This is a genomic window from Xanthomonas indica, assembly GCF_040529045.1.
In the GTDB taxonomy this organism is placed as follows: domain Bacteria; phylum Pseudomonadota; class Gammaproteobacteria; order Xanthomonadales; family Xanthomonadaceae; genus Xanthomonas_A; species Xanthomonas_A indica.
In genome coordinates this window covers 2,686,751-2,705,013 of sequence record NZ_CP131914.1, presented here as the reverse complement: position 1 = coordinate 2,705,013, position 18,263 = coordinate 2,686,751, and the positions used below count along the sequence as shown (strand labels likewise).

Sequence of the window (18,263 nt, the reverse complement as noted above, 5' to 3'; positions counted from 1 at the left end):
GCGTCGCCGCTGTGCGCCGCGTCCTCTTGCGCTCATCGGGAGCCCGCATGAATCCGATTCTCGTGGTGATCGCCGCTGGCGATCGCAGTACCGAAGCCGTCCTCGCCGCCGAGGCGCTGCGCCATGCCGCCACGGCGCGGGGCGCGGTGCTGCAGGCCGAGGTGCGCACGCCGCAGGGCGTGATCGCGCCGCTGGACCTGGCCGCGGCATCCGCCGCCGCGCCGCTGCTGCTGGTCGGCGACGACGACGCCGATGCCGCCCGCTTCGCCGGCCGCCGCGTGCAGCGCAGCAGCCTGGACGCGGTGCTGGCCGATGCCGACGCGGTGCTGGCGCCGCTGCTGGCGGGTGCCGCGGCGCCCACGGCCGCGGTTGCGGCCGCGGCCGGCAGCGCCGAGGGCGCCGGCAAGCGCATCGTCGCCATCACCTCCTGCCCCACCGGCATCGCCCACACCTTCATGGCCGCCGAAGGCCTGCAGCAGGCGGCCAAGGTGCTGGGCCACCAGATCCGGGTGGAAACCCAGGGCTCGGTGGGCGCGCAGGACGCGCTCAGCGCCGAGGAGATCGCCGCTGCCGACCTGGTGCTGATCGCCGCCGACCGCGAGGTCGACCTGGGCCGCTTCGGCGGCAAGCGCCTGTTCAAGAGCGGCACCAAGCCGGCGATCAACGACGGCCCGGGGCTGATCCGCAAAGCGCTGGCCGAGGCCAGCGTGCACGCCGCCGGCAACGGCGCCAGTGCGCCGACCAAGGCCCAGGGCGGCCGCTCCGCCGGCCCGTACAAGCATCTGATGACCGGCGTGTCGTTCATGCTGCCCTTCGTCACCGCCGGCGGCCTGCTGATCGCGCTGGCGTTCGCGCTCGGCGGCATCTACGCCTTCGACGACGCGCACAAGGGCACCCTGGCCTGGTCGCTGTTCCAGATCGGCGCCAAGGCCGGCTTCACCCTGATGGTGCCGGCACTGGCCGGCTACATCGCCTACTCCATCGCCGACCGCCCCGGCATCGCCCCGGGCATGATCGGCGGCATGGTCGCGGCCAACCTGGGCGCCGGCTTCATCGGCGGCATCCTGGCCGGCTTCATCGCCGGCTACGGCGTGGCTGCGCTGAACCGCGCGATCAAGCTGCCGCGCACCCTGGAGGGCCTCAAGCCGGTGCTGATCCTGCCGGTGCTGGGCACCTTGCTGGTCGGCCTGGCCATGCTCTACGTGGTCGGCCAGCCGGTGGCCGAACTGCTGGCCTGGCTCACCGAGTGGTTGCGCGGCATGCAGGGCAGCAGCGCGGTGCTGCTGGGCCTGCTGCTGGGCGCGATGATGGCCTTCGACATGGGCGGGCCGGTCAACAAGGCCGCCTACGCCTTCTCCACCGGCCTGATCGCCAGCCAGGTGTACACGCCGATGGCCGCGGCCATGGTCGCCGGCATGACCCCGCCGCTGGGCATCGCCCTGGCCACCTGGGTGTTCCGCAGCCGCTTCACCCAGGACGAGCGCGGCAGCAGCGCCGCCACCGGCGTGCTCGGCCTGGCCTTCGTTACCGAAGGCGCCATCCCGTACGCCGCGCGCGACCCGCTGCGCACCATCCCCGCGCTGATGCTCGGCTCGGCGCTGGCCGGCGCGATCTCGATGGCCGCCGGCGCCGAACTGAAGGTGCCGCACGGCGGCGTGTTCGTGCTGCCCATCCCCAATGCGGTCAGCCACTTGGGGATGTACCTGGTGGCGCTGCTCGCCGGCACCGTGGTCACCGCGGTGGCGCTGCGGGTGCTGAAGAAGCCGGTCGTCGCCTAGTCCCGTCCATGCGCCGGCGCGTCGCCATGCGATGCCCCTCCCCCCGTCGCCGCTGGCGGCGCGCCGGCCTTTCCCTGCTCAGGAGTTCCGCCATGTCTCGTCCCCTCGTCTCGCACCTGCCCCTGGCCACCCTGGCGCTGGCCCTCGCTGCGCCGCTGGCCCATGCCCAGGACGCCAGCGATGCGTTCACGCCCAAGCTCGCCTACACCGGCGAAGGCGCGGTCTCGCTGGATGGCGGCAAGCACCAGGGCAGCGCCTACGCCGGCCAGCTGATGTTCGGCACCGACGTGGACCTGCAACGGCTGATGGGCTGGAATGGCGCCACGCTGAAGGTCTACGGCATCAACCGCCACGGCACCAACCTGGCCAACGGCAACATCGGCAACAGCACCTCGGTGCAGGAAATCTACGGTGGCCAGGGCACCCGCCTGGCCAATTTCACCATCGACCAGAAGCTGTTCAACGACCGCCTGGAGCTGGAGGCCGGCCGCAGCGTGGCCAACATCCACTTCCTGGGCTCGGACCTGTGCGGCTACTTTCAGGGCAACTCGGCCTGCGGCAACCCGACCTTCGTGTTCCGCACCAGCAACTTCACCTACTGGCCGGTGTCGAGCTGGGCCGCGCATGCCAAGGCCTGGGTGACCCCGAACGTCTACGTCCACGTCGGCGCCTACGAGGTCAACCCGATCCAGGCCGAACGCGGCCAGCACGGCCTGAACTGGAGTACCAACGACCGCACCGGGGTGATCGTGCCCTACGCGATCGGCTATACCACCCAGACCAGCGGCGCGCGCCTGCCGGCGATGTACGAGATCGGCGGCTGGCAGGACAACTCCGATTACCGCGATCCGCTCAACGACCGCAACGGCAACCCGGCGCGGCTGAGCGGGCTGGACTACGCCAATCGCAACGGCCGCTCCGGCGCGTTCGTGCGCTTCGAGCAGCAGGTCACCCGCCCCGACCCGGACAGCAACCGCGGCCTGGTGCTGTTCGGCTCGGCGCTCAAGGGCACCTCCGGGCAGTTGATCGAAGACCACTTCCTGGAACTGGGCCTGGTCCAGCGCGGCACCTTCGCCAGCCGCCCGCAGGACAACATCGCCTTCGTCGTCACCCAACAGCACTACAGCGACGACGCCCTGGAAGACCTGCGCCTGGCACGCGCGGCGGCCGGCGGCAGCGGCACCCCGCACCGCTCCCAGACCATGATGGAACTGAGCTACGGCATCGCGGTGACCCCGAAACTGCGCATTGCCCCGAACCTGCACTACATCGTGCACCCGGACCAGTTCAACGAGCCGGCGCGCACCCGCGACCTGCCCAATGCGTTGGTGGCGGGGTTGCGGCTGGACTGGGCGCTCTGAGGGGCCGGGATTTGGGATTCGGGATTGGGGATTCGCAAAGGCGGCGGATTGCGGCCTGAGGGGGGGCGTGCAGACGTGGCGGGCGGTGCGGCGGGACGGTACCGGAGCAGCTTGCCCCTGCTAGCGCATGATGCCGCATGATCCCTACTCGATGGCAGCACGTTGAACGCACGAGGCCCCGGCATGCCGGGGCCTCGTGCGTTTTCTTCCCTCTGATTCCGATCGCAGTGGCGCTGCGCCGATCCTTCGGCGCCTGCGGGAGCGAAACGTGGCCGGCGAATCGAGATCCGTTCGATTCCGTGCGAGCCGCCTCCCTGGCGCGGGAGCGGTGACGTTGCCGACGCATGCATGATGCCGCCGCCGCGGGGGCGTGAGGATCGGCGGATGCCGTGGCCGGCTATAGGATTTTTCCTACCCTGCGGAGCCAGGACCGGCGAGCGCGCGAGCGATGTCATGGATGACAATCGTCATCACCGCATCGCAGAATCTGGATGCAGTCTCCATCGAAGCTACATCGACGTATGTGAACGTACTGACTTCGCGGCCGTCGATTACGACGGTTTTCCCACATCCCCGTTGCAAGCATTCGCGTCATGCGCATCCTGGTTGCCGAAGACGATACGTCCATTGCCGTTGCCTTGCGCGACTCGCTCGCCGAGTGCGGGCACGTGGTGGACCATGTCAGCGACGGCGCCGCCGCCGAACGTGCGCTCGGTAGCGAAAGCTATCAATTGCTGGTCCTGGACCTGGGCCTGCCGCGCCGCGACGGGCTGCAGGTGCTGCAGCGCCTGCGCGCCCGCCGCGACGAGATCCCGGTGCTGGTGGTGACCGCGCGCGACGCGGTGGAAGACCGTATCCACGCGCTCGACCAGGGCGCCGACGACTACCTGATCAAGCCCTTCGAACTGTCCGAGTTCCTCGCCCGCACCCGCGCGCTCCTGCGCCGCAGCAGCAGCGGCGGCGTGCCGGAACTGGTGCTGGGGCAACTGCGCATCAACCTGGCCGGGCGCCGGGTGTGGCTGCAGGACCAGCCGCTGGACCTGACCGCACGCGAGTTCGCGCTGCTGGAGACCCTGTTGCTGCGCAGCGGGCGCGTGGTCAGCCGCAGCCAGTTGACCGAGGCGCTGTGCGACTGGCAACACGAAATCACCGACAACGGCCTGGACATCTCCATGCACCGCCTGCGGCGCAAGCTGCATGGCGCCGGCGTCGGCATCCGCACCATCCGCGGCCTGGGCTACCTGCTGGAGGAGTCGCGCGCCGCCTCACCGGCCGCCGACCACGCACAGATCCCGCAGTGAGCGCGACCACTGCCGCGCAGGCGCCGGCCTACCGCCATCCCAGCCTGCGCCAGCGACTGCTGGCGTTCCTGCTGATTCCGACCGTGCTGCTGATGCTGGTGGTGTCGGCGCTGTTCTACCTGCTGATGCTCAAGTACACCAATCACGTCCACGACATGGACCTGAAGGAGGACACGCAGGGCCTGGCCAACGCGGTCAACGACCCCGGCGAGCGCATGCCGCTGACCCTGCAGGCGCGGCAACTGCTGGAGTACAGCAGCGACGGCCGGGTGTTCTTCAAGCTGGACAGCCGCCGCCACGGGGTGATCAGCGGCAGTACCCAGCCGATTCCGATGCACCCGGATCCGGCCGAGATCGGCCGGGTGATGCTGTACGACGACCGCATGGACAACGGCGTGCCGGTGCGCGTGGCCAGCCTGTTGCTGCCCTCGGCGCTGGAGCCGGGCGACTGGCTCACCGTGTCGGTGGCCGAGACCCTGGACGACCGCCATCGCCGCGCCCGCGAGATCCTGGTGCTGATGCTGCCGACCGAACTGCTGCTCACCTGCTCCCTGCTGGTGCTGGTCTGGCACGGCGTGCGGGTCGGCCTGCGCATGCTGGAGCCGGCGGTGCGCCGGCTCGACGACAGCCAGCGCGACCTCAGCCCGGTGTCCGGGCCGGACATCCCGGTGGAGATCCTGCCGCTGACCCAGGCCATCGACGGCCTGCTCGGCCGCCTCAAGCACATGATGGCGCTGCAGGAGCGCTTCCTCGCCGACGCCGCACACCAGCTGCGCACGCCGCTGGCCGGGCTGAGCATGCACGTGCAGCGTGCCCAGGCCAGCCAACGCCCGGGGGACACCGCTCAGGCGCTGCAGCACATCCGCCAGCTGACCGACCGCGCCACCCGCACCTCCACCCAGTTGCTGGCGCTGACCCGCACCCAGGCGCCGCGCGAGAGCATCCGCCCGCTGCTGCCGCTGGACCTGGCGCAATGGCTGCCGCAGGCCCTGGCCGAGCGCATCCCCGACGCGCTGCACGCCGGCGTGGACCTGGGCTACGACAGCGGCGACGACGACACGCCTACCTGGGTGGCCGCCGATGCCTATGCGCTGCGCGAGCTGCTCGACAACCTGCTGGACAACGCCTTCCGCCATGCCGCCGGCCGCGTGGTCACGGTGAGCCTGCGGCGCGAGCCGCAGGCCGTGCGCCTGGCGGTGGACGACGCCGGCAGCGGCATCGACGAGGCCCTGCTGCCGCGCCTGGGCGAGCGCTTCTTCCGTGCCCCGGACGCGCCCGAAGGCGGCACTGGCCTGGGCCTGGCGATCGTCGCCAACATCGCCGCCCGCCACCACGCCACGCTGCGCTACCGGCGCTCGGCGCTGGGCGGCTTGCGTGCGGAGCTGGACCTGCCGGCCGGCGCGGAGCCGCAGGCATGAGCCGGATCCGCGTTTGTCCGGCCGGCGTGCTGGCGCTGGCCGCCGCGCTCGCGCTCGCTGGCTGCGCCAGCCAGCCCATCCCCGACCTGCGCCAGCCGTCGCTGCCCGCACAGTGGAGCAGCGCGACGCCGCAGGCGGCCGCGCCGCGTCCGCAGGGCAGCGCCTGGTGGCAGGATTTCCACGATCCGCAACTCGACGCGCTGGTCGCGCAGGCGCTGCGGGACGATCTCGAGGTCGGCCAGGCGCTGGCACGGCTGCGCGCGGCGCGGCGGCTGGACGCGGTCGCCGACGCCACCTTGCGGCCGCAGCTGCGCGCGCGCACCGAGGACCCGATCGACCCGGACGCCAGCGCCTCGTTCCTGGTCGTGGGTGTCGATTCGGAGTGGGAGCTGCCGCTGTTCGGCCGCGGCGAAGCCACCAACCGCGTCGCCCGCGGCGACCTGCAGAGCGCCCAGGCCAACCTTGCGCAGGTGCGCGCGGCGACGATCTCCGACGTGGCACACAACTGGATCGACCTGCGCCACGCGCAGCAGGCCGAACGCCTGCTGCAGGACATCGCCAGCGCACGCCAGCGCCAGGCTGGCCTGCAACAGACCCTGGTCGACCTGCATCTGGCCGCGCCGGCCACCGCCGCGCAGGCGCAGGCCGCGGCGCTGCAGGCGCAGAGCGCGGTGAACGAGCCGCGCGATGCCGCCGCCGCCGCGGCGCGGCGCCTGGCGGTGCTGCTGGGCCGCGATACGCCCGACCCGGCATGGAGCGCGGCCGCGGCCACCACCGCGCCGGGACAACTGCAGATTGCGGCGGTCGACAGCGTGCCGGCCGACCTGCTGCGGCGACGCCCGGACATCGCGGCGCACGAGGCCGAGGTGATCAGCGCCGCCGGCGCGCTGGGCATCGCCCGCGCCGACCGCTACGGCAGCATCGGCCTGGGCGGCGCGATCCGCTGGTCGACCAGCCTGCTGAGCCACCGCCGCACCGCCACCCACGGCATCGCCTCGTTCGGCCCGGTGATCGACATCCCGCTGTTCGACTGGGGCATCCGCCAGGCCAGGGCCAAGGCGCGCGGCGACCTGCTGGAAGCGGCCACCCTGGCCTACCGGCAGACCGTGCTGGACGCGGTCAACGAGGTCGAGACTGCGCTGACCACGCTGGAGCAGCAGCGGCGCAACACCGAGACCCAGCAGCAGGTGCTGCAGGCGCAGCAGCAGGTCGCCGAGGTGGCGCAACAGCGCCGGCGGCTGGGCCTGGGCAGCGACCTGGACGTGGCCACGCAGCAGGCCGCACGCGACCAGGCGGCACTGGAACTGCTGGAAGCGCAGCGCCAGCGCGATCTGGCCTACGTCGCCCTGCACACGGCGCTGGGCAGCGCCACCGCGCCGATCCCCGGCGCCGGCGACGGCAGCGACCGCAGAGGCGCGCAGCCCTGATGGTCGCGCTGGCCCGCCAGACCCTGCGCTACGAGTGGCGCCGTTTCCTGCCGGTGGTGGTATCGGTGGGCTTCGCCAGCCTGTTGCTGCTGCTGCAGACCGCGCTGGTGCTGGGCATCTTCGGCAGCGCCAGCGTCTATGTCTCCGGCTCCGACGCCGACCTGTGGCTGGGCTATCCCGGCACGCAGAGCGTGGACCAGGGCCGCGCCATCGATCCGGACGCGGCCGCGCCGCTGTACCTGGACCCGCGGGTGGCGCAGATCGAGCCGTTCATCTGGTTCGACGGCGACTGGCGCGGCCCCGGCGACACCGGCGCGGTGTCGGTCTACATCTCCGGCATCGACACCCGCGATGGTGGCCTGATGTTCTCCCGCCTGCTCAGCCCGGCGCTGCGCGCGGCGCTGCGCGAGCCGGACACCGTGGTGGTGGACCGCGCGGAACTGGACAAGCTCGGCGTCGGCGTCGGCAGCAGCGCGCGCATCAACGGCCACCGCGTGCGGGTGATCGGGGTGGGCCGCGGCCTGCGCGCGCTGGGCGGGGTCAACGTACTGGCCTCGCTGGACACCGCGCGCGCGCTCAACAGCGACACCGCGCACCCGGACTGGCCGACCTACATGGTGGCCAGGCTGCGCCCCGGCGCCGACCCGCAGGCGGTGGCGCAGGCGATCGACAACGCTGTCACGCGGCCGCGCGTGGAAGCCTGGAGCGCCGACGATTTCGCCCGGCGCAGCATCCTGTTCTGGATGTTCGACACCGGCGCCGGCTCCGGCGTGCTGTTCCTCGGCGGCATCGTGCTGCTGGTCGGCGTGGCCATCACCAGCCAGACCCTGCTCGGCACCGTGCTCGGCGCCGCGCGCGAATACGCCACGCTCAACGCGCTGGGCGTGAGCATGCGCAACCTGCGCTGGGTGGTGCTGGAACAGGCCGCCTGGGTCGGCGCGCTGGGCCTGATCGGCGCCAGCGCGCTGGGCGCGGCGCTGGTCGCGCTGGCCCGTGCGCACGACGTGCCGGTGGCGTTCAACGCCAGCGGCTGGGGCCTGTGCGTGTGCGCGGTGATGCTGCTGACCGTGGTCTCGGCCCTGGCCGCGCTGCGCGGGCTGCGCCGCGCCGATCCGGCGTTGCTGCTGCGATGAGCCGCATCGTCGCCCCCGCCGCGCTGCACCCGGCCGCCGCCACGCTCAGCGGCAGCGGCCTGTGCAAGAGCTTCGTCTCCGGCAGCGTGCGCACGCCGGTACTGCGCGACGTGGCGCTGCAGGTGTGGCCGGGCGAGCTGACCCTGATCTCCGGCCCGTCCGGCTGCGGCAAGAGCACCCTGCTGTCGATCCTCAGCGGCCTGCAGCGCGCCGACGCCGGCCAGGTGCTGGCGCTGGGCGAGGAACTGGGCACGCTCGGCGCCACCGCGCTGGAGCAGTTCCGCCTGCGCCACACCGGCTTCATCTTCCAGGGCTTCAACCTGTTCCCGGCGCTGTGCGCGCTGGACCAGGTGCGGCTGCCGCTGCAGTACATGGGCCTGGCCCCGGCCGAGGTGCGCAGCCGCGCCGAAGAAGCGCTGGCCGAGGTCGGCATCGCCCACCGCCAGCACCTGCGTCCGGCCGAGCTGTCCGGCGGCGAGAAGCAGCGCGTGGCGATCGCCCGCGCGCTAGCCAAGCATCCGGCGCTGCTGTTCGCCGACGAACCGACCAGCGCGCTGGATGCCGGCAACGGCCAGATCGTGATCGACCTGCTGCACCGCATCGCGCGCCGCCACAACACCATGGTGCTGTGCGTGAGCCACGACCCGCGCCTGATCCGCCACGCCGACCGCGTGCTGTCGATGGAAGACGGCCGCATCCTCGACGACCGCCGCGTGAACGCACCGCCCTCGCCCCTGCCCTCACGGAATCCCGCACCATGAAAGCGTTCGCCGCCGCGCCCCTGCTGAGCCTGCTGCTGGCCGCATGCGCGCCATCGGACCGCACGCCGGCCCCGGCGCTGGCCGCCGCCCCCGCCGCCTATCTGGCAGTGGCGCGCGGCCGCATCGACGTGGAGGGCGGCGTGCTCAAGCTCGGCCTGCCGGTCGCCGCGACCCTGCGCGAGGTGCCGGTGCACGAGGGCGACGCGGTGCAGAAAGGGGCCTTGCTGGTCGCCGGCGACGACCGCGCCGCCGCGGTCGACCTGGACATCGCCCGCACCCGCGCGCAGGCCGCGGCCACCCACTTGAAACAGCTGCAGCAGCGCCTGCAAAGCGCCCAGCAGAAGCAGCGGCGGCTGGCCGAGGCCGCGCGCCTGGGCGCCAGCGACGGCCAGAGCGCCGACGACGCCAGCGACGCGGTGCAGAGCCTGGTCGACGCACTGGACACCGCACGCAGCGATGCGGCCCTGGCCGACGCGCAGGTGCGCGCGGCCGAGCTGCAGCGCGCGCAGTACCGGCTGCAGGCGCCGGCCGCCGGGCGCGTGCTGCAGCTGTCGGCCGCGGTCGGCGCACGCAGCGAGGCCAACGCGCCGCTGCTGACCCTGCTGCCGGACGCGCCGCGCCTGGTCCGCGCCGAATTGAACGAAAGCTATGCCGGCAGCGTCACTCCGGGCATGGCCGCCGAGGTCATCAGCGACGACGGCCGCCAGACCGTGCTCGGCCAGGCGGTGGTGCGCTGGCTGGCGCCGGCCTACGGCCCCACCCAGTTGCACGACGACGCCACGCCCGCCGGCAACGACCGCAGCGTGGCCTGCGTCCTGGCCTTCACCCAGCCCTCGACCCTGCGCATTGGCCAGCGCGTGCTGGTACGCTTCCGCAATCCGGCCGCGGCCAAGCACTGACCCGTTCGCGGCGGCGGCGGCGAAAGGCTGCTGAAACGCGCAGCGGCCACCCTGCACGGATTGCCGAGACTGCGCAGCCGCGCCCATTCCAATGATCGAATCTGCCGAGTTCCACTTCGAAGGCGGCCGCAACGGCGTGCTGCTGATCCATGGCCTGACCGGCACGCCCAGCGAGATGCGCCTGCTCGGCAAGAGCCTGAACCGCGAAGGCTTCAGCGTCCACGGCGTGCAGCTGGCCGGCCACTGCGGCGACGAGGACGACCTGCTGGCCACCAGCTGGCGCGATTGGTACGCCAGCGTCGAGGCCGCCGCCGCGCGGATGCGTCCGCAGGTCGACCGGCTGTTCGTGGCCGGGCTGTCGATGGGCGCGCTGCTGGCGTTGCGCCTGGCCCAGGAGCGGCCGCAGTGGGTGGACGGCGTCGGCGTGCTCGGCGCCACCTTCCGCTACGACGGCTGGAACATCCCCAAGCGCGCGCGCCTGGCGTTCCTGCTGCCGTGGTTCAAGCGCCTGGGCATCGGCAAGCGCCGCATGTTCCTGGAAGAGCCGCCATACGGCCTGCGCGACGAGCGCATCCGCGCCCAGGTCAGCAGCGCCATGCTCGGCGGCGACAGCAGCGCCGCCGGCCTGCCCGGCAACCCCTGGCACGCCCTGGCCGAGATGTACCTGCTCTCGCGCGACGTGCGCCGCAACCTGCCCAAGGTCGTCGCGCCGTGCCTGGTCGCGCACGCGGCCGAGGACGACATCGCCGACCTGCGCAACGCGCGGCTGGTGATCGCCAACGTCTCCGGGCCGACCGAACTGCTGCTGCTGCACGACAGCTACCACATGATCACCCTGGACCGCGAACGGCGCGTGCTCGGCGCGCGCCTGGCGCAGTTCTTCGCGGCGCTCACCACCCCGCAGCAGGCCGCCGCCTGATGGCGATGACCGGCTCGGTGGTGGCGATCTGGCTGGCGACGGTGGCGCTCGACACCGCCGGCCAGTTGGCCTTCAAGTACGTCGCCAGCCACCCGCAGGGTACCGGCATGGCGCGCTGGCAGCGCATGGCGCGGCAGCCGCAGCTGTGGTTCGGCGTGGCCTGCTACGTGTTCGAATTCCTTGCCTGGACCGCGTTCCTGTCGCTGGTGCCGCTGGGCCGCGGCGTGCTGCTGGGCTCGATCAACATCGTGGCGATCATGCTGGCCGGGCGCTGGCTGTTCGGCGAACGCCTCGGGCGCATGCAGGTGGCCGGCATCTGCCTGGTCAGCGCCGGCGTGGCCGTGGTGGGGCTGGGCTCATGAGCCGGCCGCCGCTGCATCGCTACGCGGTGGGCTTCGCCCTGCTGCTGAGCTTCGACACGCTGGCCCAGATCGGCTTCAAGCTGGCGGGCACCCACGCGTTTCCGCCACAGGCCGAACTGGCCTGGGTGCTGCGCCTGCTCGGCAGCCCGTGGCTGTACGCCGCGCTGCTGGGCTACGTCGGTGCGTTCTTCACCTGGATGAAGCTGCTCGAGCACGCACCGATCGGCCCGGCCTTCGCCGCCTCGCACCTGGAGGTGGTCAGCGTGATGCTGCTGTCGGCCTGGTGGTTCAACGAGCACATCGGCCTGTTGCAGGCGCTGGGCGCGGCGCTGATCGTCGGCGGCATCGTCTGCCTGGCGATCGGCGAACGCGCGGATCCCGCCGATGCGCATTGAGGTGCCACCGACCGCGGGCCTGCCGCTGCAGTGGCGGGACCTGTGGCCAGGCCGCCCGCGCACGCGGCTGGCCACTGCGCTCGGCCTGCCGCAGGCGCTGCTGACCTGCTCCGGCACCGCCGCGCTGATCGTGGCCCTGCGCACCCTGACCGCGGCCAGCCGGCGCCGACAGGTGCTGGTGTCGGCCTACACCTGCCCGCTGGTAGCGTTGGCGGTGGCGCACTGCGGCCTGCAGCTGGTGCTGTGCGATCTGCTGCCCGGCTCGCTGGAGCTGGACCCGGTGCAACTGGCACAACGCTGCGGCAGCGACACCCTGGCGATCATCGCCACCCACCTCGGCGGGCGCCTGACCGACCTGGCGCCGCTGCGCCGCGCCGCCGAAGGCTGCGGCGCGTTGCTGATCGAGGACGCGGCGCAGGCGCTGGGCGGCGTGCACCCCGACGGCCGCCCGGCCGGCCTGGGCGGCGACATCGGCTTCTGCAGCCTGGCCGCCGGCAAGGGCCTGACCCTCTACGAAGGCGGGTTGCTGATGTCGCGGCATGCGCCGCTGCAGCGCAGCCTGGCCGACACCGCCGCACGCCTGGGCCAGCGCGACTGGCGCTGGGAACTGCGCCGCAGCCTGGAACTGCTCGGCTACGCGGCGCTGTACCGGCCGCAGCCACTGCGCTGGGCGTACGGCGCACCGGTACGCCGCGCACTGCGTCGCGGCGACCGCGTGGGCGCGGCCGGCGACCGCTTCGGCACGGCCATCGCCCAACACGCGGTCGGCGCCTGGCGCGAAGGCGTCGGCGTGCGCGCCAGCGCGCGCTGGCCGGCATTCCTGGCGCAGATCCGCGAGCAGGGTCGGCGCCGCAGCGCCCGCCTGGCCAGCATCCCCGGCCTGACCGTGATCGCCGATACCCCCGGCGCCCAGGGCAGCTGGCCGATCCTGATGGTGCTGCTGCCCGATGCGACCGCGCGCGAATCGGTGCTGGCCGCGCTGTGGCCGCGCGGGCTCGGCGTGGCGGTGCCGTTCGTGCATGCCCTGCCCGACTACGACTACCTGGACGGCATCGTCGAGCGCACGCCGATGCCCAACGCCAGCGACTTCGCCGCACGCTGCCTGAGCATCAGCAACAGCCCCTGGCTGGACGAGGCGCGCTTCGAGACCATCGTGGCCACGCTGCAGGCGGCCTGCGCCGCCACAGTCGGACCGGCGCCGCTGCATGTCGATCTGGTGCATGCCGCTGCGCCGAGCGCTTGATCGAGCGACGGGCGGCTTCGCCAGCGTCGCGATGACAATGCGCCGCTCGTGACGAAGGGAAGAGTCCTGTAGGAGCGGCTTCAGCCGCGAGGGCATTGCCGGTAACGCCTCTCGCGGCTGAAGCCGCTCCTACACACAGACAAGGCCGCGCTAGCCGACGCTGGCCGCATCCAACGCCGCCAGCAACCGCAGGTTCAACGCATGCTGCTGCGCCTGCCACGCCGACAGATCCGCCGGCGATGGTTCCGGCTGCGCGTCCAGCGCCGCCAGCTTGCGCTTCCACCACTGCGGGTAATGGGCGAGCGAGACTTCGCCGGTGATGTCGCTGCCGCACACCTGTCCGCGCAGCGCGTCGATCGCCTGCAGCAGCTGCGGCACGCGCAGTTGGCCCTGGTCCCAGTTGGTGCGCACGTCCTGTGGATCCAGCACGTCCTTGTCCAGCGACAGATAGGTCGGCATCGGCGTGCGCCGCAGGTGTTCGACGAAGGCGTCGCTCAGTTCGCTCACGCTGGCGAAGCCGCGCACCGCCTGGCCCAGGCCCAGCCGTCGCGCCCAGCCCACATCCACGCCGCTGCACCAGTAGCGCAGCTTGCCCCGGTAAAGCGGCAGCAGATGGTTCTCCCAGGCATGGCCGGGGCCGACGTCGCCGGAGGTGATGCCGGCCACTTCCACCTGCGCCACCTGCGGCAGCGCGGCGATGCGCCGCACCCACGAGCCGCAGTGCACCCCGAACGGGAAGCGCATGTTGTCCGGATGATTGTCGAACACCACCACCCGCAACGGCGCCTGCGCGCGCCGCGCCAGGCGCACGATCAGCGGCAGGCTCAGGTGATGGAAATCGCCGCTGCCCAGCAGCACGGTGCCGTACCGCGCCGGCAGCGCCTGTTCCAGCGCCGCGCCGAAGCGGCGCAACCGCGCCATCGAGCAGGCGAAGCGCAGGCCATCGCACCAGTCGCGCAGCGGCAAGCGCAAGGCGTCAGGCACCGCGCCCAGCGAATCATCGAGATCGAGCAGGACCGGGGTGCGCATCTCAGTCCTCCTCGGCGGCATCGGCCGCCGGCCCGACGTCGTCGGATTCGAACAGCGGCCGCAATCGGCGCAGCACGGCGCGCAGCAGCGGATTGCGCAGGTATACCGCATGCCAGGTGTAGGTGAAGCTGGCGCCGAGCTGGGCCTTCACTTCCGGATCGGTCCAGCCGGCGACATAGGCGGTCAGGCCGTGGCGGCAGGCGTAGTCGAGGTTCTCGATCCAGCTCAGCGCGTACAGGTTGTGCTCGCGCGCGTCCGGGTAATGCAGGCCGATGTACTTGTCCAGCAGCCGGCCTTCGTGCACGTAGCACAGGTTCCAGCCGATGATGCGGCCCTGGTGCCGGTACACGAACACCTGCCCGCCCGACGCGGCGTCAGTCAGCAGCGCGTCGAAGAACGGCGCGGTGAGCAGGTCGAAATGGATCTCGCTCTGCGCATACACCTCCTGGTACAGCGCATAGCAGTGCGCGCGCAGCGCCGGGTCGGCGAAGGCCGGGCCGGTCGGCAGCACCTCGATCTCCAGGTCGGCGCGCGAGCGCAGCTTGCGGCGGATGTTGCGCCGGCGCCCGCGCGAAAGTCGCGCCAGGTACTCGTCGGTGGAGGCGAAGTCGATCGGCACCCAGGCCAGCGCCTGTCCGCGCAACAGCACGTAGCCGTTGCGCTCGCAGGCATCCAGGAAAGCCTGCGCCCAGGCGTTGTCGGCGGCGTCCAGCAGCGGCGAGCGCTGCGGCACGTCCTTGACGATCAGCAGCGCGCGTTTCCGCCCCAGTTGCGCGCGCCATTGCCGCGGCAACTGCGCCGGGTCGGCCGCGCGCGGCAGCCAGGCGTATTCGCTGACGGTGCTGCCGACGAAGCTGGTGCGCGGCCGCAGCAGGCGCTGCCACAGCCGCTGCAGCGGCAGCCGCGCCACCTTCGCGCGCAGCGCCGGCTCGGCGGTGGTGAGCAGGTCGAAATCGGCCTCGAAGGCCGGCACCCCGTGCTCCAGGGGCTGGATCAGGAAACCGGCCGGCGGGTGCTGCAGGAACTGCCGCTGCAAGGCCTGCGGCTCGAGTTGGTTGACGAAAGGCATCTGCAAGATTGATCGTCTAGCGTGGAGAATGGATGCTGCGGCCCAGGCCGCAGCGTGCGATCCACCGGCGGCGGGCGCCGCACGGTGGCCCTTCATTTCGCGGAGCACTGCCATGACCCCGTCCATCGAGTCGCAAATCCACAGCATCGTCGCCAAGCATGGCGAGATCGACCCGGCACGCCTGACCCCCGATGCCAAGCTGCAGGACCTGGGCGTGGATTCGCTCGAGGCCATCGAAATCCTGTTCGACATCGAGGAACACTTCGACATCACCTTCCCGCAGCGCGACCCGAACCTGGACGACGGTTCGCTCGGCAAGCTGGTGCAGGCGGTCGAGGACGCGCTGGCAGCCAAGGCGGCCAGCGCGGCGCAACCGGCGCACTGACGCGCCATGGGCGCCTCTCCGCACGCGCGGCGCGTCGTCATCACCGGCATGGGCGCGGTCAGCGCGCTCGGCCTCGGCGCCGCGGCGCTGTGGAGCGCGATGCGCGAGGGCCGCAGCGGCATCGCCGCCCTGCCCTCGCCCGATCCGCTCAGCACCCTGAAGATGCGCCTGGCCGCGACCCTGCCCGGGTTCGCGCCCGACGCCACGCAGACCGGCGGCATCGCCCCGGGCCAGCTCGATCGCATGACCCAGATGGCGTTGGTCGCCGCCCGCGAGGCGATCGCCCAATCCGGCCTGGCCGTGGATGCCGCGCTCGGCACGCGCTGCGCGGTGGTGGTCGGCACCGGCGTCGGCGCCGAACTCAGCCGCGACGAGCAATCGCGCCGGCTGTACCGCGACCAGGCCGAACGCCTGCATCCGCTGACCATCGTGCGCAGCATGGCCAACGCCCCGGCCAGCCAGATCAGCATCGCCTTCGGCCTGCGCGGCCCGGCCTTCGCCGTGTCCAGCGCCTGCGCCTCGGCCAACCACGCGTTCGCCCAGGCCGTGCTGATGCTCCGTCACGGCCTGGCCGACGTGGCCATCGCCGGCGGCAGCGAAGCCTGCCTGAGCCTGCCGCTGATCCGCGCCTGGGAAGCGATGCGCGTGGTCAGCGACGACACCTGCCGGCCGTTCTGCGCGCAGCGCAGCGGCCTGGTGCTGGGTGAAGGCGCCGGGATGTTCGTGCTGGAAAGCGCCGAGCACGCCGCCGCCCGCGGCGCGTTGCCGCTGGCGGAACTGGCGGGATTCGGCATGAGCTCCGATGCCGGCGACATCGTCGCGCCCAGCATCGACGGCGCCGCCACGGCGATGCGCCTGGCCTTGCAGGACGCCGGCCTGGCCCCGGAGCAGATCGACTACATCAACGCCCACGGCACCGGCACGCAGGCCAACGACCGCTGCGAGACGCAAGCGCTGCGCCAGGTATTCGGCGCGCACGCGGAGGCGCTGGCGGTGAGTTCGACCAAGGCGGTGCACGGCCATGCGCTCGGTGCGGCCGGCGCGCTGGAACTGGTGGCGGCGCTCGGCGCGCTGCGCGAGCAGGAGGTCCCGCCCACGGCCAACTTCCTCGATGCCGATCCGGAATGCGATCTGGACTACGTGCCCAACCAGGCGCGCGCCCGACACGTGCAGGCGGTGCTGAGCAATTCCTTCGCCTTCGGCGGACTCAATGCGGTGATCGCGCTGCGCGCGGCGGGCTGAAGCGCCCGCCGCCGCGGCGAACGGCGGGAGGCAACGCGAACCGCGCGCGTCGTCTCCCGCCCGGCTCATGCGACCTGCTTGGCGCGGGTCAGCAACTGGTCCAGCAAGGACAGGCCCAGGTCGATCTCGTCGTGGCTGATGTGCAGCGACGGCGCCAGCGTGATGACGTTCTTGTAGTAGCCGCCCACGTCCAGGATCAGGCCGATGCGCTTGCCGTTGTGGCGCAGTTCGCCTTCCAGGCCCATGTCGACCATGGTGTCGAGCAGCTTGCGGTTCGGCGTGAAGCCGTCCGCCTGGCAGATTTCCGCACGCAGGGCCAGGCCCAGGCCGTCGACGTCGCCGATTTCCGGGTGACGCTTCTGCAGGTCGCGCAGACCGTCCAGGAAGTGCGCGCCCTTGGCCATGACCATGGACTCGTAGTCGGTCTCGGCCAGCATGCGCATGGTCTCCAGGCCGACCGCGGTGCCCAGCGGGTTGGAGGCGAAGGTGGAGTGGGTCGAACCCGGCGGGAACACGGTCGGGTTGATCAGCTCCTCGCGCGCCCAGATGCCGGCCAGCGGATTGAGGCCGTTGGTCAGCGCCTTGCCGAACACCAGCACGTCCGGGGTCACGCCGAAATGCTCGATCGCCCACAGCTTGCCGGTGCGGAAGAAGCCCATCTGGATCTCGTCGACCACCAGCAGGATGCCGTACTTGTCCAGCACCCGCTTCAGGCCGGTGAAGAAGTTCGGCGGCGGGATCACGTAGCCGCCGGTGCCCTGGATCGGCTCGACGTAGAACGCCGCGTACTCGCACTGCCCAGCCTTGGGATCCCACACGCCGTTGTACTCGGTCTCGAACAGGCGCTCGAACTTGGCCACGCACTGCTCGCCGTACTCTTCCTTGGACATGCCCTTGGGGCCACGGAAGTGGTACGGGAATTCGATGAACTGGGCGCGGTCGAAATGGCCGAAGCGGCGGCGGTAGCGGTACGACGAAGTGATCGCCGAGGCGCCGAGGGTCCGGCCGTGGTAGCCGCCTTCGAAGGCGAACACCAGGCTCTTGCCGGCGCTGGCGTTGCGCACCAGCTTCAGCGAGTCTTCCACCGACTGCGCGCCGCCGACGTTGAAGTGCACGCGGCCCTTGCGGCCCCACTTGCGCTCGGCGTCGACCGCGATGGTCTTGGCCAGCTCGATCTTGGTCGGGTGCAGGTACTGGCTGGCGACCTGCGGCAGGGTCTCGATCTGGCGGGTCAGCGCCTGGTTCAGGCGCGGATTGGCGTAGCCGAAGTTGACCGCCGAGTACCACATCTGCAGGTCCAGGTACGGCACCTCTTCGGTGTCGTACAGGTAGCTGCCGTCGCAACGGCCGAAGATGCGCGGCGGCTCGCTGTAGTGCACGGTGTCGCCGTAGGAGCAGTACTGGGACTCGTCGGCCAGCATCTGCGCATCGCTCAGCGCGCGCTGGTGGTCGGCACCGGTGCGCAGCAGCGCCTCCGGATCGGGCGCGGCATCGCCATGCAGCGGTGCGAGCGAGGAAAGCGAAACATTCCGGTTCATCGG

Annotated in this window: 17 protein-coding genes; 14 read left to right on the top strand and 3 right to left on the bottom strand. The window is 71.8% G+C overall.

The window, feature by feature from the left end:
* The first annotated feature begins 47 nt into the window (after nt 1–47).
* The 12 genes from Q7W82_RS11715 to Q7W82_RS11660 all read left to right on the top strand — a co-directional run bounded on the left by Q7W82_RS11715 (nt 48) and on the right by Q7W82_RS11660 (nt 12,997).
* On the top strand, nt 48–1,778 hold the full coding sequence (locus Q7W82_RS11715; RefSeq protein ID WP_242159904.1) for a fructose-specific PTS transporter subunit EIIC: 1,731 nt from the start codon (nt 48–50) through the stop codon (nt 1,776–1,778).
* Nucleotides 1,779–1,870: 92 nt separating this feature from the next.
* Nucleotides 1,871–3,139: a carbohydrate porin gene (locus Q7W82_RS11710; RefSeq protein WP_242159903.1), complete on the top strand. Its 1,269-nt coding sequence runs from the start codon at nt 1,871–1,873 to the stop codon at nt 3,137–3,139.
* Between the two features lie 593 nt (nt 3,140–3,732).
* Nucleotides 3,733–4,440 carry a response regulator gene (locus Q7W82_RS11705; RefSeq protein ID WP_242159902.1) on the top strand — a complete coding sequence of 236 codons (708 nt, stop codon included), beginning with the start codon at nt 3,733–3,735 and terminating at the stop codon, nt 4,438–4,440.
* Nucleotides 4,437–5,858: a sensor histidine kinase gene (locus Q7W82_RS11700; RefSeq protein WP_242159901.1), complete on the top strand. Its 1,422-nt coding sequence runs from the start codon at nt 4,437–4,439 to the stop codon at nt 5,856–5,858. The genes Q7W82_RS11705 and Q7W82_RS11700 overlap by 4 nt, the downstream gene beginning before the upstream one ends.
* Complete coding sequence (locus tag Q7W82_RS11695; RefSeq protein ID WP_242159900.1) at nt 5,855–7,285, top strand: efflux transporter outer membrane subunit; 1,431 nt, start codon at nt 5,855–5,857, stop codon at nt 7,283–7,285. The genes Q7W82_RS11700 and Q7W82_RS11695 overlap by 4 nt, the downstream gene beginning before the upstream one ends.
* The gene (locus tag Q7W82_RS11690) at nt 7,285–8,418 is read left to right on the top strand and encodes an ABC transporter permease (protein ID WP_242159899.1); all 1,134 of its coding nucleotides are present in this window, start codon (nt 7,285–7,287) and stop codon (nt 8,416–8,418) included. The genes Q7W82_RS11695 and Q7W82_RS11690 overlap by 1 nt, the downstream gene beginning before the upstream one ends.
* Nucleotides 8,415–9,179 carry an ABC transporter ATP-binding protein gene (locus Q7W82_RS11685; protein ID WP_242159898.1) on the top strand — a complete coding sequence of 255 codons (765 nt, stop codon included), beginning with the start codon at nt 8,415–8,417 and terminating at the stop codon, nt 9,177–9,179. Before Q7W82_RS11690 ends, Q7W82_RS11685 begins: the two co-directional genes overlap by 4 nt.
* Nucleotides 9,176–10,078 carry an HlyD family efflux transporter periplasmic adaptor subunit gene (locus Q7W82_RS11680; RefSeq protein WP_242159897.1) on the top strand — a complete coding sequence of 301 codons (903 nt, stop codon included), beginning with the start codon at nt 9,176–9,178 and terminating at the stop codon, nt 10,076–10,078. The genes Q7W82_RS11685 and Q7W82_RS11680 overlap by 4 nt, the downstream gene beginning before the upstream one ends.
* Before the next feature lie 91 nt (nt 10,079–10,169).
* Nucleotides 10,170–10,997, top strand: a complete 828-nt coding sequence (locus Q7W82_RS11675; protein WP_242159896.1) for an alpha/beta fold hydrolase — start codon at nt 10,170–10,172, stop codon at nt 10,995–10,997.
* Nucleotides 10,997–11,359 (top strand): EamA family transporter, encoded by a 363-nt coding sequence (locus tag Q7W82_RS11670; RefSeq protein ID WP_209246800.1) that lies wholly within the window; start codon nt 10,997–10,999, stop codon nt 11,357–11,359. The genes Q7W82_RS11675 and Q7W82_RS11670 overlap by 1 nt, the downstream gene beginning before the upstream one ends.
* A complete protein-coding gene (locus tag Q7W82_RS11665; protein WP_152181106.1) occupies nt 11,356–11,754 on the top strand; it encodes a DMT family transporter in 399 nt (132 codons plus the stop codon). The genes Q7W82_RS11670 and Q7W82_RS11665 overlap by 4 nt, the downstream gene beginning before the upstream one ends.
* Nucleotides 11,744–12,997, top strand: a complete 1,254-nt coding sequence (locus Q7W82_RS11660; protein ID WP_242159895.1) for a DegT/DnrJ/EryC1/StrS family aminotransferase — start codon at nt 11,744–11,746, stop codon at nt 12,995–12,997. Before Q7W82_RS11665 ends, Q7W82_RS11660 begins: the two co-directional genes overlap by 11 nt.
* Nucleotides 12,998–13,147: 150 nt before the next feature.
* Here Q7W82_RS11660 and Q7W82_RS11655 read toward each other — a convergent pair whose 3' ends face one another.
* Nucleotides 13,148–14,026 carry a hypothetical protein gene (locus Q7W82_RS11655; protein WP_242159894.1) on the bottom strand — a complete coding sequence of 293 codons (879 nt, stop codon included), beginning with the start codon at nt 14,024–14,026 and terminating at the stop codon, nt 13,148–13,150.
* A gap of 1 nt (nt 14,027) precedes the next feature.
* The gene (locus Q7W82_RS11650; protein WP_242159893.1) at nt 14,028–15,095 is read right to left on the bottom strand and encodes a GNAT family N-acetyltransferase; all 1,068 of its coding nucleotides are present in this window, start codon (nt 15,093–15,095) and stop codon (nt 14,028–14,030) included.
* 112 nt (nt 15,096–15,207) lie between these two features.
* Here Q7W82_RS11650 and Q7W82_RS11645 point away from each other — a divergent pair, with 112 nt between their 5' ends.
* Both Q7W82_RS11645 and Q7W82_RS11640 read left to right on the top strand, forming a co-directional pair.
* Nucleotides 15,208–15,480 (top strand): acyl carrier protein, encoded by a 273-nt coding sequence (locus tag Q7W82_RS11645; RefSeq protein WP_160947413.1) that lies wholly within the window; start codon nt 15,208–15,210, stop codon nt 15,478–15,480.
* Nucleotides 15,481–15,486: 6 nt separating this feature from the next.
* Nucleotides 15,487–16,722, top strand: a complete 1,236-nt coding sequence (locus Q7W82_RS11640; protein ID WP_242159892.1) for a beta-ketoacyl-[acyl-carrier-protein] synthase family protein — start codon at nt 15,487–15,489, stop codon at nt 16,720–16,722.
* Between the two features lie 65 nt (nt 16,723–16,787).
* Here Q7W82_RS11640 and Q7W82_RS11635 read toward each other — a convergent pair whose 3' ends face one another.
* Nucleotides 16,788–18,260 carry an aminotransferase class III-fold pyridoxal phosphate-dependent enzyme gene (locus Q7W82_RS11635; protein WP_242159891.1) on the bottom strand — a complete coding sequence of 491 codons (1,473 nt, stop codon included), beginning with the start codon at nt 18,258–18,260 and terminating at the stop codon, nt 16,788–16,790.
* Nucleotides 18,261–18,263: the final 3 nt, after the last annotated feature.